We start from the raw sequence: 26,502 nt of genomic DNA on the forward strand, positions 1-26,502 counted from the left end.
CGGAAACGCCCCCTGCGCCGCGTGTTCAACCTCGTCAACATCGGCGCCGCGCTCATGTTCGTCATCACGGCGGCGCCGCTGTACTGGATGGTGGTCAGCTCGCTGAAACCGCTGGGCGAGATCGGCGCGAGCCCGCCCACACCGTGGCCGACGAAGATCACCGGCGAACACTACGAACGCGCCTTCGGCACCGACAACTTCGGCACCTACGTGACCAACAGCGTCATCGTCTCGCTGAGCTCGACCGCGGTCGTGCTCGCCCTCGCCCTCTTCGCCGGCTACGCCCTCGCGCGCCTGCCCATGCGCGGGCGCAGCCCGCTGCTCATGGTGCTGCTGATGATCTCGGTGTTCCCGCCGGTAGCGGTGATCACGCCGCTGTACCTGGCCGAACGCCAGCTCGGGCTGCTCAACTCGCACCTGGGGCTGATCATCCCGTACGTGGCGTTCAACCTGCCGCTGGCCATCTGGATCATGCGCAACTACATGCTGTCGGTGCCCAGCGCGCTGGAGGACGCCGCCGTCGTCGACGGTGCCGGTCCCGTGCGCACGGTGCTGCAGATCATCCTGCCGGTGGTTCGGCCGGGCATCCTCACCGCCGGCATCTTCACCTTCACCGCGACCTGGACCGAGTTCCTCATGGCGCTCACGCTCAACGCGCAGGACGCCTACCGCACGATCCCCGTCGGCATCTCGCTGTTCGGCACGTCCTTCGAAGTCCCCTACGGAACGATCTTCGCCGGCGCCGTCTCGGCGACCCTGCCGGTGGCCGTGCTCGTGCTCGTCTTCCGTCGCTTCGTCGTCTCCGGCCTCACCAGCGGCGCCGTCAAAGGCTGACGGACAACCGGGCCGCGCCCAATCTGGACCTGTTCCAGTGAGCACAATTTTCATGAAAATTGTGAGTTGTCCCCACACGAACGGAGTACGAACGATCCCCACGCCATCGTGGGTGCATCAGAAGTCAGCCGTTCTCGCCGACACGTTCGATGGCGGCGCCGAGCTGGCCGAGATTCCGCACGAAGTCCGGATACCCGCGGTCGATGTGGAACACGTCCCACACCTCGGTGACGCCGTCGGCGCACAACCCCGCCAGGACCAGCCCCACACCGGCCCGGATGTCCGTGGCCCACACCGGCGCGCTGGACAAGCGCTGCTGACCGCGCACCACCGCGTGGTGGCCATCGGTGCGCGCATCGGCCCCCATCCGCACCAGTTCCTCGATGAACCGGAACCGCGACTCGAACAGGTTCTCCGTGATCATCGACGTCCCGTCGGCCACGGCCGACAGCGCCAGCGCCATCGGTTGCAGATCCGTCGGGAAACCCGGGAACGGCAGCGTCACGAAATCCACCGCGTCGGGACGCCGGTTCATCGTCACCCGGAACTCCTCATCCGAAGTGGTGATCTCCGCACCGGCGATGCGCAGCTTCTCCAGCACGAGGTTGACGTGCTGCGGCTGCACCCCGCGCACTGTGATGTCCCCGCGCGTCGTCGCCGCCGCGAACGCCCAGGTGGCACCGACGATGCGATCACCGATGACGCGGTGCTGCACGGCCTCCAGCTTCGGCACCCCGTACACCGTCAGCGTCGACGTCCCCGACCCCTCGATCTTCGCGCCCATCTGCTGCAACATCACGCACAGATCGACGATCTCCGGCTCGCGCGCCGCGTTGTCGATGACCGTCGTCCCCTCCGCCAGCGCAGCAGCCATGAGGATGTTCTCCGTCGCACCGACGCTGGGGAAATCCAGCCAGATCTGCGCCCCGCTGAGGTCCTCGGCCTCGGCCACGACCACGCCGTGCTCGATGTGGCTGCTCGCGCCCAGCTGCCGCAGGCCGTTCTGGTGCATGTCCAGCGGCCGCGAACCGATCGCGTCGCCACCGGGAAGCGTCACCACCGCCCGCCGGCAGCGCGCCACCAACGGGCCCAGGACGCACACCGAGGCCCGCAGCTTGCCCATCGCGGAGGAGGTCGCGCGGTGCTCCACCTCGGACGGAGTGGTGATGTGCACTGTCGTGCCGTCGATCTCCACCGAGCAGCCCAGGCTGCGCAGCACCTCGGCCATCAGCGGGACATCGAGGATCTCCGGGCAGTTGGTGATCGTCGTCGTGCCCTCGGCGAGCAGCGCCGCGGCCATCAGCTTGAGCACGCTGTTCTTCGCCCCGACGACGTCGACCTCACCGACCAACCGCGCGCCGCCGTGCACCCGGAAATGTTCACTCACGGGTACCCAGGTTACGGCCCCGCAGCACGTCCCGCCGTGGCGGGTACCCGCGCCCAGCAGCGGATCTCGGTGGTCAGCCGGCATTTTCGGCCACGCCGCGGCCGCGGTCCACTAGGGTGGCGGACATGGCCGTACACCTCACGAAGATCTACACCCGCGCCGGCGACGGCGGGACCACGCGGCTGTCGGACAACTCACAGGTGAGCAAGACCGACCCGCGGCTGGTCGCCTACGCCGACGTGGAGGAGACCAACGCGGCGATCGGCGTGGCACTGGCGACCTCGGAACTGCCCGCGGAGATCGGCGAAGTCCTGCGGTCGGTGCAGAACGACCTGTTCGACGTGGGCGCCGACCTCGCAACGCCGATCGCGGAGAACCCCAAGTACCCGCCGCTGCGGGTGCCGCAGGACTACGTCGACCGGCTCGAGCAGTGGTGCGACGAGTTCAACGCGCGCCTCGGCAAGCTCGAGTCGTTCATCCTGCCCGGCGGCACACCCGGCGGAGCGTTGCTGCACCAGGCCCGCGTCATCGCGCGACGGGCCGAACGCGGCGCGTGGGGCCAGGTCGCCGAGGACTCCGAGCGCACCTCGCAACTGCCCGCGAAGTACCTCAACCGCCTGTCCGACCTGCTGTTCATCCTGGCACGCCTGGCCAACCCGGACGGCGACGTGCTGTGGCGGCCCGGCGGCAACGCCTGACGCAGGAGCTCGCCCGGGGCCGGCACGGAGGCGGAAACGGCTGCGCACGCCGGCTCGGTGGACATTTCACGAGAAAAGTCGGCGACGTTTCTCGAGAAATGTCCACCCGCCGGGCGAGCTGCTCGTCCGCCGGTCAGATCTCCTTGCCGAAGAAGCGACTCTCGTCATCGCCGGCGTACACGCCGAACGGGGTGATCGGTGCATAGCCGGCGGAGGCGTACAGGGCCAGGGCCTCCGGCTGCTGCACACCCGTTTCCAGCACGGCCCGCTTGCAGCCGGCCAGGCCGGCCGAGCGCTCGATCTCACCCAGCATGACGCGGGCCAGTCCGCGACCGCGCGCCCACGGCGCGGTGTACATCCGCTTGATCTCCGCGTCCCGGTCGGTACCACCGGGCAGGTCGGCGCGCAGACGCCAGCCGCCCGCCGCGGCGGCCGCACCGCCCACGTAGCCGAGGAAGAACGCGCCGTGCGGCGGCGCGAACTCGTCCGGATCGACCGCGGAGACGTCCCGCTCGCCGTAGCGCCGCAGGTACTCCTCCTGCACCGCGGCGATCAACCGACGCGCATCCGCGTGGTCGTAGGAAACGGAAAGAACACGCACACGTCCCAGAATAGACGCGGCCGGAACCGGCGGACGTCGCGCGCCCGGCACCGGATCAACCCGTCACTTCGCGCTCCACGGAACCGAACGGCCCGACGGGGGCGCCGACTCCAACCACGACAGGAATCCGGTGAGCGCACCGCTGTCCATCGCGAGTTCGAGCTCCGAGGAGTACCCCGCCAAGTCCAGCACGGTGGCGCCCGCGGGCATCGCGTAGCTCTCCGCCATCGTGGGGTCGCGGCGCTCGTCGATCGCCAAGTTCTTGCGGTTCAGCACGAGATCGGGCCCGGAGCGCAGGCTCAACGCGCGGTACCAGGCGAACTCCTCGCCGCGGTAGTGCGCCACGCCGAGATGCCATCCGCGGCCGCGCTGGTCCTTGCGCAACCGCAGCGCGACATCCACACCCCCGACGCGCAACGTGCGCAAGCGACGCCACGCGAGCATCGCGACGAGCACCGCGACCAGGACGAGCAGCAGCCCGACCACGGCCGCGCCCCAGACCACCACCGATCCCATGCGGTGGCCCGTTACGCCGAGTGTCCAGCCGCCCGCAGTCGCACCAGAGCCCGTGCTCGGGCCTCCTCGTCGCCGCGCTGCACGTCCTCGCGGGCCTGCGCGACATCGATCTCGTCGGCGAGCTCCGCGGACTCGGCGAGCACGCTCGCACCTTCGGACGTCACCGACAGGAAACCACCGTGCACGGCGGCGGTGACCGTGTCGTTCTCCGACGTGGTGATCTTGACGACCCCGCCTTCGACCAGCTGACCGAGCACCGGCTCGTGGCCCGGCAGGATTCCGATTTCTCCCTCGGTCGTCTGCGCGACGACCTGGGTCGCTTCCCCGGCCCAGAGGCGTCGCTCCACAGCGACCAATTGGACGGACATGTTGGCCACGTGCGTCTCCTTCGTCGGGTGTGTGCCCGCAGTCTAGCCGAGCCGCGACTGACGGCCGCGGGGTGGCCTGCGGGCGACAGGTGGCGCACAGGACGGTGGACGACCACCCGACCACCTGGGAGTCGATACAGCACGGGAACCCGCCGTCCACGCTGGACGGGAGGTTCCCGGATGGAGCCGGTTGCTCGACAGCACCGCTCGGGTCCGGTGGCCGCACCTCGCGGCGCGGCCACCGGACTCACCGCCCGGGGATCACTGGCCGGTGATCTTCTCGTAGGCCTTCTCGAGGTCCTCCAGGCCACCGATGCCCATGAACGCCTGCTCCGGGTAGTGGTCGAAGTCGCCGCGGGCGATCTTGTCGAACGCCTCGATGGTCTCCGAGCGCGGAACGGTCGAACCGGGCATGCCGGTGAACTGCTCGGCCACGAGCATGTTCTGCGAGAGGAACCGCTCGATGCGCCGTGCGCGGTTGACGGTGAGCTTGTCCTCCTCGGACAGCTCGTCCATACCGAGGATCGCGATGATGTCCTGCAGTTCCTTGTACTTCTGCAGGATCCGGATGACCTCCTGCGCGACCCGGTAGTGGTCGTCGCCGACGATGTTCGGCTCGAGGATCGTCGAGGACGAGGTCAGCGGGTCCACCGCCGGGAAGATGCCCTTCTGGAACACGTTCCGGGACAGCTCCGTGGTCGCGTCCAGGTGGGCGAAAGTGGTCGCCGGGGCCGGGTCGGTGTAGTCGTCGGCCGGCACGTAGATCGCCTGCATCGACGTGATCGACCGGCCGCGGGTGGAGGTGATCCGCTCCTGCAGCTCGCCCATCTCGTCGGCCAGCGTCGGCTGGTAGCCCACCGCCGACGGCATGCGGCCGAGCAGCGTGGAAACCTCCTGGCCGGCCTGGGTGAACCGGAAGATGTTGTCGATGAACAGCAGCACGTCCTGCTGCTGCACGTCGCGGAAGTACTCCGCCATGGTCAGCGCGGACAGCGCCACGCGCATGCGGGTGCCCGGCGGCTCGTCCATCTGGCCGAACACGAGGGCGGTGTCGTTGATGACGCCGTCCTCGGTCATCTCCAGGAACAGGTCCGTGCCCTCGCGGGTGCGCTCGCCGACGCCGGCGAACACGGAGGTGCCGCCGAAGTTCTTGGCAACACGGGTGATCATCTCCTTGATGAGCACCGTCTTGCCCACACCGGCACCGCCGAACAGGCCGATCTTGCCGCCCTGGACGTACGGGGTGAGCAGGTCGATGACCTTCAGACCCGTCTCCAGGATCTGCGTCTTGCCCTCGAGCTGGTCGAAGGCCGGCGCCTTGCGGTGGATCTCCCAGAGTTCGTTCTCGGACGCGTGACCGGGGGTGTCCAGGCACTGGCCGAGGGTGTTGAACACGTGGCCCTTGACCTCGTCGCCCACCGGCACGGAGATGCCAGCACCGGTGTCGGTGACGTCCACGCCGCGGACCAGGCCCTGGGTGGGCGCCATGGAGATGGCGCGCACGACGCTGTCACCCAGGTGCTGCGCGACCTCGAGGGTCACCGTCTTGGCCATGCCCTCCGCGGTGATGTCGACCTTGAGGGCGTTGAACAGGTCAGGCACCGCGTCCCGCGGGAACTCGATGTCCACGACCGGGCCGAGCACCCGGACGACACGGCCGGTGCCTGTTGCCGTGGTAGTAGCAGTCATGTCACTCACTTCCTGCGGACGAGAGCGCCTCGACACCGCCGACGATCTCGCTGATTTCCTGGGTGATCTGCGCCTGGCGAGCCTGGTTGGCCTCTCGGCTGAGGGTGCGGACCATTTCGTCCGCGTTGTCCGTCGCCGACTTCATCGCCGTGCGGCGGGCGGCGTGTTCGGAGGCCGCCGCGTCCAGCAGTCCAGCGAACAGGCGGGTTTTGACGTATTTCGGCAGCAGCGCCGCCAGCAGCGCGGTCGGATCCGGCTCGAACTCGTAGGTCGAACGCGCCGCGGCCTCGGACCCCTCTTCGGCGTACTCCACCTCGAGCGGTGCGATCCGGGTGACCTTCGGCCGCTGCGTCAGCATCGACTGGAACTCGGTGTTGACCAGGTGGAGCTCGTCCACACCCAGCTTGCTGCTCGGGTCCTCCTCGTCGATGCGGTTGCCCGAACCGGCCGTGAAGGCCCGCACCAGGAAGTCGCCCACCTCGGAGGCGTTCTGGTACTCGGGGCGGTCCGTGAACCCGCCCCACGAGGCCTCGACCTCGCGGTTGCGGAACCGGTAGTACGCCTCGCCCTTGCGGCCGATGACGTACAGCACCGGTGTCTTGCCCTGACCCTGCAGCAGGGCGATCAACTCCTCCGTCGCCCGGAAGACGTTGGCGTTGTACCCGCCGCAGAAACCGCGGTCGCTGGTCACGACCAGCACACCGACCCGGTCCGGGTTGGTCCGCTCGGTCAGCAGGGGATGGTCCAACGCGCTCACGTCGGCCAGCGAGGTCAGCACCTTCGTGATCTCCTCGGCGTAGGGCCGCGAGGCCTCCACCCGCGCCTGCGCCTTGGTGATCCGCGAGGTGGCGATCAGCTCCTGCGCCTTGGTGATCTTCCGCGTCGACTGGACCGAGCGGATGCGGTTGCGAATCTCCCGAAGTTGAGCCATGGCCTACCCGGTCACTTCTTCGGGGCGGAGCGGTTGACCTTGACGGTCTCCTGCTCCACCTCGTTGGCGTTCATCGCTTCGACTTCCTCGTCCTGCGGCGCCACCGAGGAGCCGTCCGAGGCGGTGAACTGCTTCTTGAACTTCGCCACCTCGTCGTCCAGCGCCTTGGCGGTGTCGTCCGAGAACTGACCGGTCTCCACGATGCTGTCCAGCACCGAACCGTGCGTGCGGCGGAAGTGCTCGCGGAACTCCGACTCGAACCGCTGCACGTCCTCGAGCGGGACCGAGTCGAGGTGACCGGCCGTGCCGAGGTGCAGCGCGACCACTTCCTCCTGCACCGGCAGCGGGTTGCCCTCGTCCTGCTTGAGCAGTTCCATCAGGCGGGCACCGCGGTCCAGCTGCGCCCGGGAGGCGGCGTCCAGGTCCGAGGCGAACGCGGCGAAGGCCTCCAGCTCCCGGTACTGCGCCAGGTCGACGCGCAGGTTACCGGTCACCTTCTTCATCGCCTTGATCTGCGCGTCGCCGCCGACGCGGGAGACCGACGTACCGACGTCCATGGCCGGCCGCTGACCGGCGTTGAACTGGTCGGACTGCAGGAAGCACTGCCCGTCGGTGATGGAGATGACGTTGGTGGGGATGTAGGCCGAGATGTCGTTGGCCTTCGTCTCGATGATCGGCAGACCGGTCATCGAGCCCGCGCCCATGTCGTCGGAGAGCTTCGCGCAGCGCTCGAGCAGCCGGGAGTGCAGGTAGAACACGTCGCCCGGGAAGGCCTCGCGGCCCGGGGGGCGCCGCAGCAGCAGCGAGATCGCACGGTAGGCCTCGGCCTGCTTGGTGAGGTCGTCGAACACCACCAGCACGTGCTTGCCCTGGTACATCCAGTGCTGGCCGAGAGCGGACCCGGCGTACGGCGCCAGCCACTTCAGCCCCGGCGAGTCCGAGGCGGGCGCGGCGACGATGGTGGTGTAGTCCATCGCACCGGCGGCTTCCAGCCGCTCCTTGACCCCGGCGATCGTGGTGCCCTTCTGGCCGATCGCGACGTAGACGCAGCGGACCTGCTTGCTCGGGTCGCCGCTTTCCCAGTTGCTCTTCTGGTTAAGGATCGTGTCGACCGCGATCGAGGTCTTGCCGGTCTTGCGGTCGCCGATGATCAGCTGCCGCTGACCCCGCCCGATCGGCGTCTGCGAGTCGATCGTCTTGATCCCGGTCTGCATCGGCTCCGCGACCGGCTGCCGCTGCAAGACCGACGCCGCCTGCAGCTCCAGCTCCCGGTCGGTCTCCGCGCTGATCTCGCCGAGGCCGTCGACCGGCTCGCCCAGCGAGTTCACCACGCGGCCGAGGAAGTTGTCCCCCACCGGAACCGAGGAGACCCGGCCGGTCCGGCGGACCTCCTGGCCCTCCTCGATCTGGTCGGAATCGCCCAGGATGACCACACCGAGGGAGTTGGCCTCCAGGTTCATCGCGACACCCAGGATGCCGCCGGGGAACTCCAGCAACTCCTCGGTCATAGCCGAAGGCAGGCCCTCGACATGGGCGATGCCGTCACCTGTGTCGGTGACGACTCCGACCTCCTCGCGGCTGACCTCCGGGGAGTAGCTGGAGACGTACTTCTCGATAGCACTGCGGACCTCGTCCGACGAGATCGTCAGCTCCGCCATGTCTCGTTCCTGCTCTCGGGTCGTTCGGGGAAAGGAGTTCTCGTCCGGCGCGTTGCGACCACGCCGCTTGCGACCATGATGCCCCGCCTCATTCGGCGAGGTCGCGCCGAAGGGACTGGAGCCGTCCCGCGACGCTGCCGTCGATGACCTCGTCACCGACCCGGATCACCAGGCCTCCGCCCACCTCAGGGTCGATCTCCAGGTGCAGGGCGATCGGACGCCCGTAGATCCGCTGCAGCGTGCGGGCGAGCCGCTGCTGCTGCTGCTCGTCCAGCGGTGTCGCCGAACGGACCTGGGCCACGGACCGTTCGCGCCGCTTGGCCGACATCTCGGCGAGTTCGACCAAGCCCTCGCTGACCCGCTGCCCGTGGGACTGCGCCACCAGGTGGCGGGTCAGGCTGTGCGTGATCGGTTCGACCTTGCCGTCGATGAGCTGGTCGACCACCGCGTACTTGCCGTCAACCACCGCGGTCGGATCCGACAGCAGCCGGTCCAGCTCCACGCTCGCCCCGACGGTCCGTCCGAGGCGGAACAGCTCGTCCTCCACGGCATCCAGCCGGCCCGCCCGCTCGGCCTGCACCAGCAGCGCGGTGCGGGCCATCCGCTCCAGGCCGGCGACCAGGTCGCGCGGCCCGGACCACCGGACGCGCACGGCCTCCACCACGACCGGCAGCGCGCGGGCACCGATCCGCTGGCCGAGCAGCCCGCGAGCCAGTTGCTCCCGATCACCCGGGTCGGTGGCCGCATCGGCGAGCGCCCGACGCAGCGTGGACTCGCGGCCCAGCAGGTCGGCCACGCCGAACAGCTCGTCGGCGAGCTCGGTGATCTCCGCTGGCGGCGCACCGTCGGTTGCCTGCAACAGCTGCAACTCGGTGGCCGCCAGCGCATCCCTGCTCGCAGGATGCACGAGGGTGCTCAACTGTCAAGCGCCTTTCACTCGGTTAGCCCCGGGAGGCCCCGGAACTGGTCGACTCGGACCCCTCCGAGGCGGAGGTGGATTCCAGCTCGTCGAGGAACCGGTCGACGGTGCCTCGGCGGCGGGCCTCGTCCTCCAGGGACTCCCCGACCACGCGGCTCGCCAGGTCCACCGCGTGCCGACCCAGTTCGCCGCGCAGTTCGGCGACGATCTGGGACCGCTGGGCGGCCAGCTGGGCGTGCCCCTGGTTGATGATCCGGTCGGACTCGGTCTGGGCCTGGGAGCGCATCTCCTCGAGGATCTGCTGCCCCTCGGCACGCGCGTCGTCCCGGATGCGGGCCGCCTCGGAACGGGCCTCGGCCAGCTGCGCCTTGTACTGCTCCAGCGTGCGCTGGGCCTCGGCCTGAGCTTCCTCGGCCTTGGCGATGCCGCCTTCGATCCGCTCCGTGCGGTCCGCGAAGACCTTCTCGAAGCGGGGCACCGCGTACTTCCACAGCGCGAACAGCAACAGGAGGAAGGCGACAAAGCCGACCACCATCTCGGCTGGCGCCGGAACGATCGGGTTCTCCACCGCCAGTACCATCTGCGTCTTCACCACACCGTCTCCCAACGTCGGTTGAGGCGACAACTCAGCCGGCGGACGCGATGAAGAAGACCACCAGGCCGATCAGCGCGAGCACCTCGACCAGCACGAAGGAGATCCAGGCGATGCCCTGCAGCTGGCCCTGCGCCTCCGGCTGACGCGCCGTGCCGTTGATCACCGCGGCCCAGATCATGCCGACACCGATGCTGGCACCGATGGCGCCGAGGCCGTAGCCGATGGCGGCCAGCCCCGGGTTCATGTTCGTCGCGGCGTCCGCGGCCTGCGCAAGAACGATGTTGTTCACTTTCAACTACCTTTCACTCGGTCCGCAATTCCACTTCGCGGATCGGAGATCTCGGGATTTCGTCAGTGCTCTTGTGCGACGGCTGCACCGATGAAGTTCGCGGTCAGCAGGGCGAAGATGTACGCCTGCAGGACCTGGATCAGGGCTTCCACGAAGGTCATCGCGATCGCGAAAGCTGCGGCGAATATCGACACCGGCTTCAACCCGGCGCTCGCCTCCACCAGGAGGTATTCGGCCCCGAGCATGAACACCAGCAGGATCAGGTGCCCGGCGAACATCGCCGCGAAGACCCGGACCGCCAGCGCGAGCGGCTGAGCGATGAACTTCTGCAGGAACTCGATCGGGGCCAGCAGCACGTAGATCGGCTTCGGCACGCCGGGCGGGAACATCACGTGCTTGAAGTACCCCACGACTCCGTGCCGCGCGATACCGGCGCCGTGGAACACGACGTAGACCACCGCCATCAGCGCCAGCGGGAACCCGATGCGGGACATCGTCGGGAACTGGATGAACGGGATGATGCCGAAGAGGTTGTTCACCAGGATGAACGTGAACAACGCGAAGATGAGCGGCACGAACGGGCGAAAATCCTTCGCTCCGATGTGCTCCCGTGCGATCTTGTTCCGGCTGAACTCGTAGAAGAACTCAGCGACGAACTGACCCCGGCCGGGAACCAGCTTGAGGTTGCGAGTGGCCATCACGAAGTAGGCGCCAACGATCACCGCCGCCAGCACAGCGAGCACCATCGGCTTGGTGACACCACCGAAGATCGGCGGGAGGACGAAACTCTCGGCGCCTGGTGGCTGAAAGCCACCCTGAGCCAACGTCAGCGCGCCCAACTGGGCTCCTTCCGGTTCTCCCGGTCGAGGACACTCACCCGGGGGAATCGTCACGTTTTGCACTTAACGTACCTGACGCCTGTCCAGGTACGTGCCAGACCCCGCTCTCCGGCCAGCCGCAGGAGTTCACATGCTCGTAAACCCGGCGCTGTAGCACCGAGAGCGCGTTCGGGCGAAACCATACCAACGGGTAACGCAGACCAACGAACTGGTCGACCACGACCTCGGAGCGTCCGGCGTTTACTCCGCGGGGATGATAGTCGGAATCGGGGTTTTGCGGAATGCAACAATCTCGGCCCCGGCCCAGACCAGGACGGCGGCCAGCATCGTGAATGCCAACGCCTCCCGCTGCACGAGCGCGAGACCACCGAGCAGCGTCATGACCAGCATCAACACCAGCATCTTGATGATGTAACCGCCCAGGCACATCCCCATGACGGCGGCCGGGTTCATACCTGCGCTGAACCGCATCAGCCAGAGGGTCAGCAGCGAGGACCCGAAAGCCACGACACCCCCGAGCAGCGCCGAGACCGAACCGGTCCAGCCGGCCAGGACGAACGACAGGAGCACACAGAGGGCGACCGTCACGAGACCGGGCAACCAGGCGGTTCGCAGCATGGCCGAGGCCAGGCGCAGCACCGAGTCCGCGTGCGGATTCCGCTGCGGAGCACCCGGATCCGACGCCCCCGCCGATTCAGAAATTGTTTCGCTCATCACACCTCGCGATCACGACGCCCGCGCATCCGCGGAAACGTCGAAATGATAGCCGCCGCCACCACGCCCAGGACGAACACCCAGGCCACCACCACCGCGTTGAACAGGGTCAACGACACCGCGGCGAAAGCGATCAGCGCCGCCCACAGGTAGATGAGCAGAACCGCGCGCCGCGTGGAGTGCCCCAGCTCCAACAAGCGGTGGTGCAGGTGCATCTTATCCGCGTGGAACGGGCTCTTCCCCGCTCTGGTGCGCCGCACCACCGCCAGGATCAGGTCCAGCAGCGGGATGAACAGCACGGCCGCCACCACGAGCAGCGGCGCCAGCAGGCCGATGCTGTCGGTCGGGCTCGGCCCCGTGTAGTCCATCTTCCCGGAGGCCGTGGTGCTCGCCGTGGCCAGCATCAGGCCGATGAGCATCGACCCGGAGTCGCCCATGAAGATCTTCGCCGGCTGGAAGTTGTGCGGCAGGAAGCCCAGGCACGCCCCCGCGATGGTCGCGGCGATGAGCGCGGGCGGATACGCCATGACGTCGCCGTCGTGCCGCTCCAGCAGGCTCAGGCAGAACACGCACGTGGCGCTGGCGGCGATGAGGCCGATCCCCGAGGCCAGGCCGTCGAGCCCGTCCACGAAGTTCATCGCGTTGATCATGGCCACGACCAGCAGCACGCTCAGCAGCTGCCCCTGGTTGCTGCCCAGGACCATCAGCTGACCGGGGGAGCCGCCGTCCTCCCCGCCCCACGGGACCCAGATGCTGAACCACTGCACCCCCAGCAGCACCAGGATCCCCGCCGAGGTGACCTGCCCGGCCAGTTTCGTCAGCGAGTCCAGCTCGAACCGGTCGTCGAGGACGCCGACGAGGACGATCAGCCCGCCGGCGAGCACCACCGCCAGCGCGTCCTTGGAGTAGTCGAAACCGCGCGAGAGCGCGGGCAGGTTGTTGGCCAGGAACATCGCCGCGAGCACGCCGCCGTACATGGCGACGCCGCCCATCCGGGGGATCGGCTCGACGTGCACGTCCCTCTTGCGCGGGTGGGCCACCGCGCCCGTGCGCTTCGCCACCAGGCGCACCAGCCCGGTCAGCAGGAAGGTCACCGCCGCCGCTGTCAGCAGCACCAGCAGGTACTCCCGCGCCGGCAGCCCGGCCGGAGCCCAGGGGTTGTTGTCCATCCCGACGGGTCACCTCCGGGGCGAGCCGGCCCGCGGAAGGCCGCCGATCCGCCAGGTGCACGGCGTGACCAAACTCGACGCTCCTCGTCGCTGCCGCAGTTGCTTTCCTCCGCCACGCTATCGGCCCGCGCGGGCCACCCCGGCACGGGACCTGCGCGGGTGCGCGCGGGCACGCCGGCGCGACCACCGCGGGCGTGCCCGCGCTCGCCGGGCGTGCGTCAGCCGGCCGACTCGACCTCTTCGCCCAGCACCTCGGACAGCTCCGCGGAGCTGATCGCGCCCTCGCGCAGCACGCGCGGCCGGTCGTGGGTGAGGTCGACGATCGTGGACGGCACGGTCTCGCCGCTGTCCCCGCCGTCGAGGTAGACGCCCACGGATTCCTCGAGCTGCCGCTGCGCCTCGGTCGCCGTCCCGGCGGGCGGCTGGCCGCTGCGGTTGGCGCTCGAAACCGCCATCGGCCCGACCTCGCGGAGCAGGTCCAGCGCCACCGGGTGCAGCGGCATGCGCAGGTTCACCGTGCCGCGGGTCTCGCCCAGGTCCCAGGACAGCGACGGCGCCTGGTGCACCACGATGGACAGCCCGCCCGGCCAGAACGACTCGATGAGCGTGCGCGCGCGGCGCGGCGTCGACAGCACCAGCCCGTCGACCGTCGACCAGGAACCGACCAGCACCGGGACCGGCATGTCCCGAGCACGCCCCTTGGCCCGCAGCAGCGCACCGACCGCGTGCTCGTCGAACGCGTCAGCTCCGATGCCGTAGACCGTGTCGGTGGGCAGGACGACGAGCCCACCGGCTCGGATCGCATTCGCGGCCGCGGCCAGTCCCGCCTCACGGCTGTCCGGTCGACCGCAGTCGTACACGGTGCTCACACGAGTGATCCTGACATGCCGCCGCTCGGCGCGTTCGAGTGGTACGGCGCCGCGTGATCCGGGACGATCATCCGACGCTGCGGCGGCGCCCGCGATCCGCCGCCCGGCACCGGAGAGGTCCGGCCCACGGAGACGCACAAACCGAGGAGAGTTCGGCCATGAGCAGTCCCCCTGCGGGTGTGGAGGTCGCGCACGCGGAGTTCCTGGCGGGCGTGGTCCGCTACTACCGGTGCGGCGACACCGGCTCGCCGGTCGTCCTGCTGCACGGCGGCGGACCGGACAACGCCCTGATCAGCTGGCGGCACGCGCTCCCGGCGCTGGGTGGCAGGCACCAGGTGCACGCCCCGGACCTGCCCGGTCAGGGCGGCAGCCTGCCCTGGTACGGGCGGACGAACCAGCGCACGTTCGAGGAGACGCTGCGCTGGCTGCTCGACGAGTGGGAGCTGGCGGCGGTCGGCCTGGTCGGGATCTCCTCCGGCGCGGCCACCGCGGCGGGCTTCGCGGCGCGCAACCCGAGTCGGGTGCGGCGCCTGGCGCTGGTGGATCCGCTGGGCGTGCAGGTCCGGCGGCGGCGCCAGCTCCAGCTCTACGCGGCCGCGCACGTTCCCCTGGTCAGCAGGCTGGCGGCGTGGGGCCTGCGCTCGCCCCGACCGGTGGCCCGCCGCGTGTTCCGGCGGACGCTGCTCGCCCCGGCGGCGGCACCGGAGGACGAGCGCGCACTGCTCGCCGAGGTCCGGGCCGAATGCCGCAACCGGCGCGGAGTGGTCGGCCACTGGCACCGCGAGGCGGTCGGGTTCCGCGGACTGCGCACGAACCTGCTCCCGCTGCTGCGCGGCGTGTCGTGCCCGATGATGCTCGTGCACGGCGAGCACGACCGGTTCGTCCCCGTCGCAGCGGCCCGGGAATGCGCCGCGGAACTGGATTGCCCGCTGCACGTGATCGAGGGCGCCGGCCACTGGCCGAACCGCGAGCGGCCGGAGGAGTTCAACCGGATTCTGAGTGAATTCCTGGTGAACGATCTCTAACCAATTCTGGAACCTTCTGCACGAGTGCGCGCGGAATCAACCCGCCCGTTGCGCACACCACTCGCGAAATGCGCTCGCGGCCGCGCGGAACCGAGTTCGGGCCGGTGCGACTCCGGGCCGACACACCGACGGCGACCTCGTGCCGGCCTGCGTGATAAGCATCCACGAGCACAGCGCACACGGAGCACAACCGCGCATGTCTGGGGAGATCCACCATGAGCAACGTTCACCGCACCGGAACTCCGGGCCACGGGGATTACCGCCTCGAGCTCTACCCGCACCGCGGCCGGATCGCCGTCCTGGCCGCGGGCGCCACCCTGTTCGCCTTCGGCTGCGCCTTCCTCGTGGTCAGTGCGGTCACCGGTGCGGAGAGCTCGCCCGTCGCCGGTGTGATCGGCGTCGTCGGCACGGCCTTCTTCGGCCTCGGCACGTTCTACGCCCTGGCCCGACTGATCCAACGCACCCCCGTGCTCATCGTGGACGCCATCGGGATCCACGACCACGCTTCGATGGCTGCTGCCGGAACGATCCCGTGGGAGAACATCGCCGCCGTGCACGTCGACAGCTTCGGCATGCAGCGCATGCTCATGGTCGCCGCATGCGACACGCAGGAAGTCGTCGACCGCGCTTCCGGGCTGCGCCGGGCCCTGCTCGCCACCAACGCGCGGATGATGGCCACACCCGTCAACATCCCGGCCATGATGCTGCCGATGCGGGCCCGCGAGGTGGAATCCGAGATCACCACCCACCTCACCGCGCGCTGGGAGGAGCAGATCCGCCGGCAGGACGATCGCAACGGCGCGTGACCGGCGACTCGCCGGCATCCCGGGCACACCGGAACGCTCTACTGCGCAGCCGGCCACCGGGCCGTGACGAACCTGGGCCGCCCCGCCAGGTCCTCCCGGGCGGAGACCGCGGTGAAACCGGCGGCGCGGAAGAGCTCCGGCACCGCATCGCCGTGCGTGTCGTCGTGCTCCACGGCCACCCCGCCGCCGGTGCGCAGCAACCGCGCCGCGCACGCCGCGACGTGCCGGATCACCCGCAGCCCGTCCGCACCGGCGAACACGGCCGCGGCCGGGTCGTGCTCGGCCACCTCCGCGGGCACCTCGGTGCCTTCGGGCACGTAGGGCGGGTTGCACAGCACGAGGTCCACCGCCCCGTCCAACCGCCCCAGCACGGCGGGATCGGCCACGTCGCCCGCGTGCACGGCCACGGGCGAGTCCCCGGCTGCGACGCGCTCCGCCGCGTTGCGCCGCGCCCAGTCCAGCGCCGACGGCGCGTTGTCCACCGCGTGCACCTGCGCGTCGGCGCGTTCGTGCGCGAACGCCAGGGCGAGCGCACCCGACCCGGTGCACAGGTCCACCACCACGGGCGAGCGCAGCGGTTCCACCAGCGACAAGCCCCAGCTCAGCAGCAGCTCGGTCTCCGGGCGCGGCACGAACACCCCGGCTCCCACGCGCAGTTCGACGCGCCCCAGCGCTGCCGAACCGATGACGTGCTGCAGGGGAACGCGCCGGGCCCGCTGCCGCGCCAGCCCGCGCAGGCGCTCGGCGGTGGCCGCGTCGAGCTCGCGCACGAGCAGCAGGCGCCCGCGCTGCACCCCGAGCACGTGCGCGGCCAGCAGTTCCGCGTCCACCCGCGGTGTGGGCACTCCGGCCTCGGCGAGCACACCGGTGACCTCGGTGAGGACGGTGCGCAGCGGCTGCGGTGACACGCGACTTCCCGCTGCCGGTCAGGTCTCGACGGCCAGCCGGGCCTGCCGGTCGGCGGCCACGAGCGCGTCGATGATCGGCGTCAACTCCCCGTCGAGCACGTGGTCGAGGTTGTAGGCCTTGTAGTTGATGCGGTGATCGGAGATGCGGTTCTCCGGGAAGTTGTAGGTGCGGATGCGCTCCGAGCGGTCCACGGTGCGCACCTGGTTGCGACGCGTCTCGGCCGCCTCGCGCTCCTTCTCCTCCTCGGCCATGGCCTGCAGCCGGGCCCGCAGGACCTGCATCGCGCGCATCTTGTTCTGCAGCTGCGACTTCTCGTTCTGGCAGGCGACGACGACACCGGTCGGCAGGTGGGTGATGCGCACCGCCGACTCCGTGGTGTTCACGCTCTGCCCACCCGGCCCGGAGGAGCGGAACACGTCGATGCGCAGGTCCTGCTCGTCGACCTCCACCTCGACTTCCTCGGGTTCGGGGAAGACGAACACGCCGGCCGCGGAGGTGTGCACGCGGCCCTGCGACTCGGTGACGGGCACGCGCTGCACGCGGTGCACCCCGCCCTCGAACTTCATGCGGGACCACACGCCGTCCGGGCCGGGGTCGGCCGCGCGATCCTTGACCGCCACGGTGACGTCCTTGTGCCCGCCGAGTTCGGATTCGGTGGCGCCGAGCACCTCGGCATGCCAACCCCGCCGCTCGGCGAACCGCAAGTACATGCGCAACAGGTCCCCGGCGAACAGCGCGGCTTCCTCGCCGCCCGCACCGGCCTTGATCTCCACGAGCACGTCGGAAGTGTCGTACGGGTCGCGCGGCAGCAGCAGCTCGGTGAGCTGCTCGTCGAGCTCGCCGACGCGCTGCTCCAGCCGGGTGGCTTCCGCGGCGAAGCCGCTGTCCTCGCCGGCCAGCTCCTTGGCCGTCGCCCAGTCGGACCGCACCCGGTCCAGTTCCCGCGCGGTGTTCACGACGGGTTTCAGCTGGTTGTAGCGGCGGCCCAACTTGCGGGCCGCGGACTGGTCGGCGTGCACGTTCGGGTCGGCCAGCCGCTGCTCCAGCTCGGCGTACTCGGCCAGCAGCTCATCGACCTTCGACGTTTCCACTGGCGACGACCTTCTTCCCGAACGATGCGGACCCGACCCGGACGCAGCAACGGCGCCCGCTCACCGCGGATGCAGCGGGAGCGGGCGCCGTGCGGATGGCTACTTCTTGCTCCGGGCGTTCTGCGGACGACGTCCGTAACGGGCCTCGAACCGGGCGACGCGACCGCCGGTGTCGAGGATCTTCTGCTTGCCCGTGTAGAACGGGTGGCAGTTGGAGCAGATCTCGACGTGGATCTTGCCGCTGCTGCTCGTGCTGCGCGTGGTGAAAGCGTTGCCGCAGTTGCAGGTCACCTCGGTGGCCCCGTACTCCGGGTGGATTCCGCTCTTCAAAGCCTTGTCCTTCCTTGACGCCGCCGGGTCCCCCGGGGATGGCCTTGCCCGCGGAGGTGAACCGGCGCGGTGAACCAACCTTGGATTGTGCCAGACCAAGGCCTGTGACCTGGAACGGAGGGGGTCTCCGGGCTATTCCCGGAGCTGGGGCCGCGCCCGGCGCCGGGCAGGACGTCCCGCCTGCCGGGATTTCCCCGAGCGGCCCCGTCCGAAACGCCGACGACCTGCCGACGCAGCGCACGACAGCAGCGCACCGACAGCGGCGCACCGGCAGCGGTGCGCGGCGGGGGTTCACCCGTGCGGCGAGCGCCCCGCCGCACGGGTGATCCTCACTCCTCGTCCTTGCCCGGAGTGTTCTTGGCGACCTGCATGAGGAACTCGATGTTCGTGTTCGTCTTGCGCAGCTTGTCCAGGACCAGTTCCAGGGCCTGCTGGGTGTCCAGCGCCGCGAGCACGCGCCGCAGCTTGTGCGTGACGGCCAGCTCGTCCGGCGACAGCAGGATCTCGTCCTTGCGGGTGCTGGAGGCGTCCACGTCGACCGCGGGGAACAGCCGCTTGTCGGCCAGCTTGCGGTCGAGCTTGAGCTCGGCGTTGCCGGTGCCCTTGAACTCCTCGAAGATGACGGTGTCCATCGTGGACCCGGTCTCCACCAGCGCGGTGGCCATGATCGTCAGCGACCCGCCGCCCTCGATGTTGCGCGCAGCACCGAGGAAGCGCTTCGGCGGGTACAGCGCGGTCGAGTCCACACCGCCGGAGAGGATGCGTCCGGAGGCGGGCGCGGCCAGGTTGTAAGCCCGGCCCAGACGCGTGATGGAGTCCAGCAGCACCACCACGTCGTGCCCCATCTCGACGAGCCGCTTGGCGCGTTCGATCGACAGCTCGGCGACCGTGGTGTGGTCCGCCGGCGGGCGGTCGAACGTGGAGGCGATGACCTCGCCGTTCACCGACCGCTGCATGTCGGTGACCTCTTCCGGCCGCTCGTCCGCGAGCACGACCATGAGGTGGCACTCGGGGTTGTTCGCGGTGATCGCGTTGGCGATCGACTGCAGCACCATCGTCTTGCCCGCCTTCGGCGGCGACACGATGAGCGCGCGCTGCCCCTTGCCGACCGGCATCACCAGGTCGATGATCCGCCCGGTGAGGTGCTGCGGGTCGTCCTCCAACCGCAGCCGCTCGTTCGGGTACAGCGGGGTGAGCTTGTGGAACTCGGCCCGCTTCTTGGCGGAGTCGGTGTCCAGGCCGTTGACGGCGTCCACCCGCACCAGCGGGTTGAACTTCTGCCGCTGCTGCTCGCCCTCGCGCGGCTGGCGGATCACGCCCTGGATGGCGTCCCCGCGCCGCAGCCCGTACTTGCGCACCAGCGACAGGGAAACGTAAACGTCGTTCGGACCGGCGAGGTAACCGGAGGTGCGCACGAAGGCGTAGTTGTCCAGCACGTCGAGGATGCCGGCCACGGGCAGCAGCACGTCGTCCTCGCGGACGTCCGGTTCGCCACCGCCTTCACCGCGTCCGCGGTTGCGCCGGCGGTCCCGGTAGCGGCGGCCCCGCCGGTTGCGGTTGCCGTCGTCGTCCGAGTCGTGCTGCTCCGAACGCTGCTTCTGCTCGGTCTTCTCGGCGGCGCGGTCCTCGTCCTGCTGGTGGTTCCCGCCGCCGTTGCCACCGCCGCGGCCACCGGACTGGCGGCGCCGCCGTCCGCCACGCCGGTTGTCGTCGGAGTCGAAGTCCTGCCGGCGCGGACGGTTCCGACCGCCCTGCTGATTGCCGTTGTTCGGCGCCTGCTCCGCATTGCCGCCGCGCTTGCCGGACGTCGATTCCTGCTCGTCGAGCGCCGGCTGGTGCGCCTTGGCCGAGCTCGACGTGGAGCCGCTCGCCTCGGTGCTGCCGGAGGAGTCCACTTCGGAACCGGCGGCGTTGTCGCCCTTCGCCCCCCGGGGCTTGCGGTCGTCCCGGGAACGCTGCTCGTCGTTGCCGGAAGCGGAGCCAGCGGCCTCCTTCGAGTTGCCGGCCTGACGTTCCCTGATGGCCGCGATCAGGTCGCCCTTGCGCAGCCCCTTGGTCTCGATCCCCAGTTCACGGGCGAGCTCGCGCAGCTCCGGCAGGACCATGCCGGACAGACCACCGCGCCGGCGCGTGGTGCCGCTGGCCGACCCGTTCGAGGTGGACGACCGTCCTGAGTCCTGCTGGTCAGCCGCTGCGCTGCCGTTGGCTGCCTCGCTGCTCAACAATTCGGTGTCGCTCACGAATATCCTTCCTGACCGGGCCGTGCGTCTCGCCCAGCCCAGCGGATTGCCCGCCCGCAGTCCGTTCCGCGGGCGACCGATGTGTGCTACCAGTCCGGATGCCGGTCGGGTCCCGTGCGTGTACGCGCCACGGCCCGTGCCGTGGGTAGCTCGGGGAACCAGCAGCACCGGGCAGGGAGAAGTCCCCGGCTCGCGTGACTCAACCAATGCCAGGTCGTGGAACCCGTTCGCCACGCCGCCGCGCCCGAATCGTGGTCCACGTGCGTTGCATCCACTCCGATCCGCACTCGCCGATGCACGCCCTGCCGCCACTACCAGGAAACGCCGACTCGGCCTGCCTCGGATCCGCACCGTCCCCGCTGTCGCGAACGGTCCGCCCGAGCTCCGGGAACACGCCGGCACGTGTCCCGCTTCCGCGCACCCGCGCCGAAAGGCCCTGTGCGCGGAGGGTTTCGCGGTCGGCCGTGTGTCACGTCGACGGCCGGTCGCCCCGGTGCATTGAGTCGACGACTCCTGCCTCGGTCACCGCCAGCGGGTTCGCCAACTTGATCTTCACCCGCGACGGACGGGTGAGGTCAATACACAGCGAAGGATGCGTCCCGGGAAAACCCCGGATACAACACCGGCGCCCTGCGCGCGGTGACTGATTGACCTTGAGGGTAGACGCCCTGTGATTCAGGTGCAACAACCCCCAGGGCGCATCGCGCGCCCCGCTTCGATCACTGCGCTGAACGTGTCACCGGCCCGAACACCGCCCGTCCGACGCCTGTTCGGAATGGAAACCGGTACGCCGCCGTTCGCCCGGCACCCGAGGTGCACGACGTCCAGCGGATCGAATGCCACCGCATCCCGCGGCGACACTTCCTTTGTACCATTCGAGCGCGGCAGCCGAACCTCCTGGGGCGGATTTTCCACGCAACGGGGACCGCCGCGGACCACCGGTCCGCCGCAGCAGCACGCGCCGGGCCTGCACCCGGCACACCGTCGAACCCGCCGGGCGGGTCACGAGTGGGCGCAGGCCGCGCGGGCTCCACCGCGCGGTCCACCGCTCGCCCCGCACAACACCGCTGCGCCCGCCGCTATTCCGAGCGCGCCGGCCGAGCCCGGACCCGACTCCGCGGAGGCGAGCACCGGGATCACTGCACGGGGTGCACCCGCACCCCGTGCCGGTCCACCGGCAGCGGCAGCACCGCGAAGCCCTCGGGGACCATGCCGAGGTCCCCCTCCGGCGGCAACGCCAGCACCGTCGGCCCCGCCCCGGACACCGCCGCGGGCACGTTCCGCGCGCGCAGCTCGCGCACGAGCGCGATCGTGCCGGGCCAGGCGCTCTCCCGGTAGTCCTGGTGCAGCCGGTCCTGCGTCGCCGGCAGCAGCAGCTCCGGCTCCGCGGTGAACGCGTGCACCGCCAGCGCGGCCCGGCTGGCGGTGAACACCCCGTCGCCGTGCGGGATGTGCTCGGGCAGCAGCCCGCGCGCGCGGTGCGTGGACGACTCCTCCTCCGGCACCAGCGCCACCGGCGAGAGCGCGTCGTGCGGAGCCCGCGCGACCGCGCGGTAGCGGCCCTGTTCGCTCCAGGCGATGACGAAACCGCCGTGCAGGCTCGCCGCCGCGTTGTCCGCATGCCCCTCCCGGCCCGCGGCCAGCTGCAACGCCTCGGCCCGGCTGTCGGCGTCCCACTCGGTGCGCCCGGTCAGGGCGCGGGCCGCGGCGACCCCGGCGACGATCGCCGCCGCCGAGGATCCCAGCCCGCGGGAGTGCGGAACGGCGTTGCGGCAGGTCAGTTCCAACGCGGGCGGGGTCACCTCGAACTCCGCCAGCGTGTCGTGCAGCACCCGCACGACCAGGTGCCGCTCGTCCGCGGGCACCTCGCCGGCGCCGGCGCCCTCCACGGTGACCGCGGCCGACCCCGGCCGCCCGTCGACCTGGCGCACGTGCACCGTGTCGTACAGGCCCAGCGCCAGCCCCAGCGCGTCGAAACCCGCCCCGAGGTTCGCCGCGGAGCCGGGAACGGTCACCTGCACCGCGGGCACGGGCAGCTCGTCCGCCCGCACCTGCTGCGGTTCGCTCATGTCAGCTCCAGGGCGGTCGCCACGGCGGACGGGTCCACCGGCAGCGGCTCCACTTCCACCATCCCGGACAGCGCCGTGTCCGGGTCCTTGAGGCCGTGCCCGGTCACCGTGCAGACCACGGTCGCCCCGCTCGGCAGCCGGCCGTCCTCGGACGTGGCCAGCAACCCGGCGATGCTGGAGGCCGAGGCGGGTTCGACGAACACGCCTTCCTTCGACGACAGCAACCGGTAGGCCGACAGGATCTGCTCGTCGGTGACCGCGGAGAACAACCCGTCCGAGGCGCCGCAGGCGCTCACCGCGTGCTGCCAGGACGCCGGATTGCCCACCCGGATCGCCGTGGCGACGGTCTCCGGCTCGGTCACCGGCGCGCCCGTCACGATCGGTGCGGCCCCGGCGGCCTGGAACCCGAACATGCGCGGGGCACCGCCGGTCACCCCGTCCTGGGCGTACTCGGCGTAACCGTTCCAGTAGGCAGTGATGTTGCCCGCGTTGCCCACGGGCAGGCAGTGCACGTCCGGGGCGCGGCCGAGCACGTCGCAGACCTCGAAAGCGGCGGTCTTCTGGCCCTCCAGCCGCGCCGGGTTCACCGAGTTCACGAGGGTGACCGGGTGTTCGGCGGTGGTCTTGCGCGCCAGTTCCAAGCAGTCGTCGAAGTTGCCCTGCACCTGCAGGATCTTCGCGCCGTGCGCCACGGCCTGGGCCAGCTTGCCCATGGCGATCTTGCCCTGCGGCACGAGCACGGCCGAGGTCAGCCCGGCCCGCGCCGCGTAGGCCGAGGCGGAGGCCGAGGTGTTGCCGGTGGAGGCGCACAGCACCGCCTGGCTGCCGGTCGCGCGGGCCTGCGTGATGGCCACGGCCATGCCGCGGTCCTTGAACGACCCGGTGGGGTTGGCGCCCTCCACCTTGAGGTACACGTCGCAGCCGGTCAGCGCCGACAGGTGCCCGGCGGGCACGAGCGGCGTGCCGCCCTCGCGCAGGGTCACCGCTTCGGCGTGCTCCGGGATCGCGACCCGGTGCCGGTACGCCTCGATCACCCCCGGCCAGCCGGGCACGCTGCCCGGGCTCGCAGCCGCGGACCCGTCCGCCGCGTAAGACGTCACGATCGTTCACCTTCAACCCGCATCACACTGACCACCTCGCGCACCACCGGCAACTGCGCGACCTTGTCCACCGTGGACCGCAGGGCCGCGTCGGTCGCGTTGTGCGTGACCACGACGAGGCTCGCGTCCTCGCCCCGGCCCTGCTGGCGCACGACGGAGATGCTCACGTCGTGCTCGTTGAACGTGGCCGCCACCTGGGAGAGCACACCCGGCTTGTCCGCCACGTCCAAGCTGATGTGGTACCGCGTCGGGGTCTCGCCCATCGGCCGCACCGACAGCTGGGCGTAGGCGGACTCCCGCGGCCCCAGGCCGGAGACGACCTGGTTGCGCCCGACCGCCACGAGGTCGCCGAGCACGGCGCTCGCGGTGGGCGCGCCGCCGGCGCCCTGCCCGTAGAACATGAGCTCGCCCGCGGCCTCGGCCTCCACGAAGACCGCGTTGAACGCGTCACCCACCCCGGCCAGCGGGTGGTTGCGCGGGATCATCGCCGGGTGCACCCGCGCGGACACGGCCTCGCTGCCGTCGTCGCCGACGACGCGTTCGCAGATCGCCAGCAGCTTCACCGTCCGGTTGAGCACCTGCGCCGCTTCGACGTCGCCCGGGGTCACCCCCGAGATGCCCTCGCGGTGCACCTCGGCCGAGCTGACCCGGGTGTGGAAGGCGAGCGAGGCGAGGATCGCGGCCTTGGCCGCCGCGTCGAAGCCGTCCACGTCCGCGGTCGGGTCCGCCTCGGCGTAGCCGAGCCGGCCGGCCTCGTCCAGCGTCTCGGCGTAGCTGGCGCCGGTGGCGTCCATGGCCGAGAGGATGTAGTTCGTCGTGCCGTTGACGATGCCGGTCACCCGGTTGATGCGGTCACCGGCCAGCGACTCGCGCAGGGGGCGCAGCAGCGGGATCGCCCCGGCCACGGCCGCCTCGAAGTACAGGTCGGCACCGGACGCGTCGGCGGCGGCGTGCAGTTCCCGGCCCCGTTCGGCCACCAGCGCCTTGTTCGCCGTCACCACCGAGGTGCCCGCGTGCAGCGCGCGCAGCAGCAGCGAACGCGTGGGCTCGATGCCGCCGATGAGCTCGACGACGATGTCCACGTCGCCGTCCACGAGCCCTTCCGCGTCGGTGGTCAGCAGCTCCGCGGGCACGTCCGGGTGCTTGTGCGGCCGGCGGACGGCGACGCCGACCACCTCGATCGGCGCACCTGTTCGCGCGGCGAACTCCTCCGGCTGGTCCCGCAGCAGCCGCAGCACCTCGGCGCCGACGGTGCCGCACCCCAGCAGCGCGACCTTGATCGGTTTGCGGTCCTCGATCACTCACACCTCCAGCCGGAGAAGGTCGTCCTCGGTCTCCCTGCGCAGCAGCAACCGGGCGGTCCCGGAGCGCACCGCGACCACGGGCGGCTTCGGCAGCCGGTTGTAGTTGCTGGCCATCACGTAGCAGTACGCACCGGTCGCCGCGACCGCGAGCAGGTCACCCGGTGCAATGTCCTCCGGTTGCCAGCAGTCTCGCACCACGACGTCACCGGACTCACAGTGCTTGCCCACGATGCGGGACAGCACGGGGGGTCCGCCGGCGCCGCGGGACACCAGCCGGCAGTCGTAGGTCGCGTCGTACAGCGCGGTGCGGACATTGTCGCTCATCCCGCCGTCGACGCTGACGTAGCGCCGGGACGCCCCCTGGCCGAGGTCGACGTCCTTGATCGTGCCGGCCTCGTACAGCGTGACCATGCTCGGGCCGACGATCGCCCGTCCCGGTTCCACGGCGATGTGCGGGACCGCCAACCCGGCGTCGGCGCTCTCCTTCGCCACGGCCTCGCGGAAGCTGCGCGCCAGTTCGGCCGGGCTCGGCGGGTCGTCCTCGGCGGTGTAGGCGATGCCCAACCCGCCACCGAGATCCACGGTGGACACCGTCGCCAACGCCGCCTCGCCGTGCTCGTCGCGGGCCTCGGCCAGCAGGCGGATCACCCGGTGCGCGGCGAGCTCGAACCCGTCGCTGTCGAAGATCTGCGATCCGATGTGGCTGTGCAAACCGGACAGCTCGAGCGAGTCCGCTTGCAGCACGCGGGTGATCGCCTCGTGCGCGGCCCCGCCGCTGAGCGAGAAGCCGAACTTCTGGTCCTCGTGCGCGGTGGCGATGAACTCGTGCGTGTGCGCCTCGACGCCGACGGTCACCCGCACCATCACGCACTGGCGCACGCCGTGTTCGGCGGCGATCTGCTGCAGGCGCGCGATCTCGTGGAACGAGTCCAGCACCACGGTGCCGACGCCGGCCTCGACGGCCCTGGCCAGTTCGGCGGGCGACTTGTTGTTGCCGTGGAAGGTGATGCGCTCGGGCGGGAACTCCGCGCGCAGCGCCACGCCGAGCTCGGGACCGCTGCACACGTCGATGCTCAGCCCCTCCTCGGCGACCCAGCGGGCCACCTCGGTGCACAGGAACGCCTTGGCCGCGTAGTGCACGGCGGTCGGGTCGCCGAACGCGGTGGCGTAGTCGCGGCAGCGGGCGCGGAAGTCGTCCTCGTCGAGCAGGAACGCCGGGGTGCCGAACCGTTCGGCGAGGTCGCGGACGTCGGCACCGGCGAAGCGCACCACCCCGTCGTCGCCGCGGGCGCAGCTCCGCGGCCACACGCGGGGGTGCAGCTGGTCCAGTTCGGCTTCGGACCCCGGCGCGGGACCGGCGGTCGTGCCGCCGGGCACGACGTCGGCGTGCCGGGGTCCGGCGGGGTGGGCACGCATGGGCGGCTCCTTCGGGCTGGCCCGCGCGACCGGGCGGCGCGTGCCACCCGGTCACCGGGTCCGGTCGTGTCTGCTGGCGCTCGGCGCGGCCGCGGTCCGCTGCGCGGGCGTGCCCGGTCGCGACCACGTGCTCGGT

At 70.5% G+C, this 26,502-nt stretch carries 26 protein-coding genes; 4 read left to right on the forward strand and 22 right to left on the reverse strand.

Going from position 1 to position 26,502, the window contains the following annotated elements; translation table 11 throughout:
• Positions 1-54 precede the first annotated feature (54 nt).
• Positions 55-834 carry a carbohydrate ABC transporter permease gene (locus tag ACVGV2_RS16655; protein WP_459166027.1) on the forward strand — a complete coding sequence of 260 codons (780 nt, stop codon included), beginning with the start codon at positions 55-57 and terminating at the stop codon, positions 832-834.
• Between the two features lie 124 nt (positions 835-958).
• Here the strand turns inward: ACVGV2_RS16655 and murA are convergent, their stop codons facing one another.
• A complete protein-coding gene (gene murA, locus ACVGV2_RS16660) occupies positions 959-2,221 on the reverse strand; it encodes a UDP-N-acetylglucosamine 1-carboxyvinyltransferase (protein WP_459163288.1) in 1,263 nt (420 codons plus the stop codon).
• 125 nt (positions 2,222-2,346) lie between these two features.
• Here murA and ACVGV2_RS16665 point away from each other — a divergent pair, with 125 nt between their 5' ends.
• Entirely contained in the window at positions 2,347-2,919 is a 573-nt protein-coding gene (locus ACVGV2_RS16665) for a cob(I)yrinic acid a,c-diamide adenosyltransferase (protein ID WP_459163289.1), read from the forward strand.
• Positions 2,920-3,052: 133 nt separating this feature from the next.
• Here ACVGV2_RS16665 and ACVGV2_RS16670 read toward each other — a convergent pair whose 3' ends face one another.
• From ACVGV2_RS16670 to ACVGV2_RS16730, 13 genes are all read right to left on the reverse strand, one after another.
• Positions 3,053-3,520, reverse strand: coding sequence for a GNAT family N-acetyltransferase (locus ACVGV2_RS16670; protein WP_459163290.1), 468 nt, complete (start codon positions 3,518-3,520; stop codon positions 3,053-3,055).
• Positions 3,521-3,583: 63 nt separating this feature from the next.
• Complete coding sequence (locus ACVGV2_RS16675; protein WP_459163291.1) at positions 3,584-4,036, reverse strand: DUF2550 domain-containing protein; 453 nt, start codon at positions 4,034-4,036, stop codon at positions 3,584-3,586.
• Between the two features lie 11 nt (positions 4,037-4,047).
• Positions 4,048-4,413, reverse strand: a complete 366-nt coding sequence (locus tag ACVGV2_RS16680) for a F0F1 ATP synthase subunit epsilon (protein WP_459163292.1) — start codon at positions 4,411-4,413, stop codon at positions 4,048-4,050.
• 252 nt (positions 4,414-4,665) lie between these two features.
• Positions 4,666-6,093, reverse strand: coding sequence for a F0F1 ATP synthase subunit beta (gene atpD, locus ACVGV2_RS16685; RefSeq protein WP_459163293.1), 1,428 nt, complete (start codon positions 6,091-6,093; stop codon positions 4,666-4,668).
• Position 6,094: 1 nt separating this feature from the next.
• Positions 6,095-7,024 (reverse strand): F0F1 ATP synthase subunit gamma, encoded by a 930-nt coding sequence (locus ACVGV2_RS16690; RefSeq protein ID WP_459163294.1) that lies wholly within the window; start codon positions 7,022-7,024, stop codon positions 6,095-6,097.
• 11 nt (positions 7,025-7,035) lie between these two features.
• Positions 7,036-8,682, reverse strand: coding sequence for a F0F1 ATP synthase subunit alpha (gene atpA, locus ACVGV2_RS16695; RefSeq protein WP_459163295.1), 1,647 nt, complete (start codon positions 8,680-8,682; stop codon positions 7,036-7,038).
• An 88-nt stretch (positions 8,683-8,770) separates the two neighbouring features.
• Positions 8,771-9,601: a F0F1 ATP synthase subunit delta gene (locus ACVGV2_RS16700; protein WP_459163296.1), complete on the reverse strand. Its 831-nt coding sequence runs from the start codon at positions 9,599-9,601 to the stop codon at positions 8,771-8,773.
• 22 nt (positions 9,602-9,623) lie between these two features.
• A complete protein-coding gene (locus ACVGV2_RS16705) occupies positions 9,624-10,181 on the reverse strand; it encodes a F0F1 ATP synthase subunit B (protein WP_459166028.1) in 558 nt (185 codons plus the stop codon).
• A 46-nt stretch (positions 10,182-10,227) separates the two neighbouring features.
• Positions 10,228-10,485, reverse strand: a complete 258-nt coding sequence (locus ACVGV2_RS16710) for an ATP synthase subunit c family protein (protein ID WP_459163297.1) — start codon at positions 10,483-10,485, stop codon at positions 10,228-10,230.
• A 62-nt stretch (positions 10,486-10,547) separates the two neighbouring features.
• On the reverse strand, positions 10,548-11,324 hold the full coding sequence (gene atpB, locus ACVGV2_RS16715) for a F0F1 ATP synthase subunit A (RefSeq protein ID WP_459163298.1): 777 nt from the start codon (positions 11,322-11,324) through the stop codon (positions 10,548-10,550).
• Between the two features lie 240 nt (positions 11,325-11,564).
• Entirely contained in the window at positions 11,565-11,963 is a 399-nt protein-coding gene (locus ACVGV2_RS16720) for a hypothetical protein (RefSeq protein ID WP_459163299.1), read from the reverse strand.
• 74 nt (positions 11,964-12,037) lie between these two features.
• Complete coding sequence (locus ACVGV2_RS16725) at positions 12,038-13,207, reverse strand: glycosyltransferase family 4 protein (RefSeq protein WP_459163300.1); 1,170 nt, start codon at positions 13,205-13,207, stop codon at positions 12,038-12,040.
• A 218-nt stretch (positions 13,208-13,425) separates the two neighbouring features.
• Positions 13,426-14,076: an L-threonylcarbamoyladenylate synthase gene (locus tag ACVGV2_RS16730; protein ID WP_459163301.1), complete on the reverse strand. Its 651-nt coding sequence runs from the start codon at positions 14,074-14,076 to the stop codon at positions 13,426-13,428.
• Positions 14,077-14,234: 158 nt separating this feature from the next.
• Here ACVGV2_RS16730 and ACVGV2_RS16735 point away from each other — a divergent pair, with 158 nt between their 5' ends.
• The gene (locus tag ACVGV2_RS16735; protein WP_459163302.1) at positions 14,235-15,101 is read left to right on the forward strand and encodes an alpha/beta fold hydrolase; all 867 of its coding nucleotides are present in this window, start codon (positions 14,235-14,237) and stop codon (positions 15,099-15,101) included.
• 215 nt (positions 15,102-15,316) lie between these two features.
• On the forward strand, positions 15,317-15,907 hold the full coding sequence (locus ACVGV2_RS16740; RefSeq protein ID WP_459163303.1) for an STM3941 family protein: 591 nt from the start codon (positions 15,317-15,319) through the stop codon (positions 15,905-15,907).
• Between the two features lie 38 nt (positions 15,908-15,945).
• Here ACVGV2_RS16740 and prmC read toward each other — a convergent pair whose 3' ends face one another.
• From prmC to lysA, 8 genes are all read right to left on the reverse strand, one after another.
• Complete coding sequence (gene prmC / locus ACVGV2_RS16745; RefSeq protein ID WP_459163304.1) at positions 15,946-16,815, reverse strand: peptide chain release factor N(5)-glutamine methyltransferase; 870 nt, start codon at positions 16,813-16,815, stop codon at positions 15,946-15,948.
• Between the two features lie 18 nt (positions 16,816-16,833).
• Positions 16,834-17,907: a peptide chain release factor 1 gene (prfA, locus tag ACVGV2_RS16750; protein ID WP_459163305.1), complete on the reverse strand. Its 1,074-nt coding sequence runs from the start codon at positions 17,905-17,907 to the stop codon at positions 16,834-16,836.
• Positions 17,908-18,006: 99 nt separating this feature from the next.
• Positions 18,007-18,237 carry a 50S ribosomal protein L31 gene (gene rpmE / locus ACVGV2_RS16755; protein WP_459163306.1) on the reverse strand — a complete coding sequence of 77 codons (231 nt, stop codon included), beginning with the start codon at positions 18,235-18,237 and terminating at the stop codon, positions 18,007-18,009.
• 329 nt (positions 18,238-18,566) lie between these two features.
• Positions 18,567-20,477 (reverse strand): transcription termination factor Rho, encoded by a 1,911-nt coding sequence (rho, locus tag ACVGV2_RS16760; RefSeq protein ID WP_459163307.1) that lies wholly within the window; start codon positions 20,475-20,477, stop codon positions 18,567-18,569.
• A gap of 1,136 nt (positions 20,478-21,613) precedes the next feature.
• Entirely contained in the window at positions 21,614-22,546 is a 933-nt protein-coding gene (thrB, locus tag ACVGV2_RS16765; protein WP_459163308.1) for a homoserine kinase, read from the reverse strand.
• The gene (gene thrC / locus ACVGV2_RS16770) at positions 22,543-23,646 is read right to left on the reverse strand and encodes a threonine synthase (protein WP_459163309.1); all 1,104 of its coding nucleotides are present in this window, start codon (positions 23,644-23,646) and stop codon (positions 22,543-22,545) included. Before thrC ends, thrB begins: the two co-directional genes overlap by 4 nt.
• Positions 23,643-24,947: a homoserine dehydrogenase gene (locus tag ACVGV2_RS16775; RefSeq protein ID WP_459163310.1), complete on the reverse strand. Its 1,305-nt coding sequence runs from the start codon at positions 24,945-24,947 to the stop codon at positions 23,643-23,645. Before ACVGV2_RS16775 ends, thrC begins: the two co-directional genes overlap by 4 nt.
• Positions 24,948-26,366: a diaminopimelate decarboxylase gene (gene lysA, locus ACVGV2_RS16780; RefSeq protein ID WP_459163311.1), complete on the reverse strand. Its 1,419-nt coding sequence runs from the start codon at positions 26,364-26,366 to the stop codon at positions 24,948-24,950.
• Between the last annotated feature and the right edge of the window lie 136 nt (positions 26,367-26,502).

Source organism: Bounagaea algeriensis, from assembly GCF_054491375.1.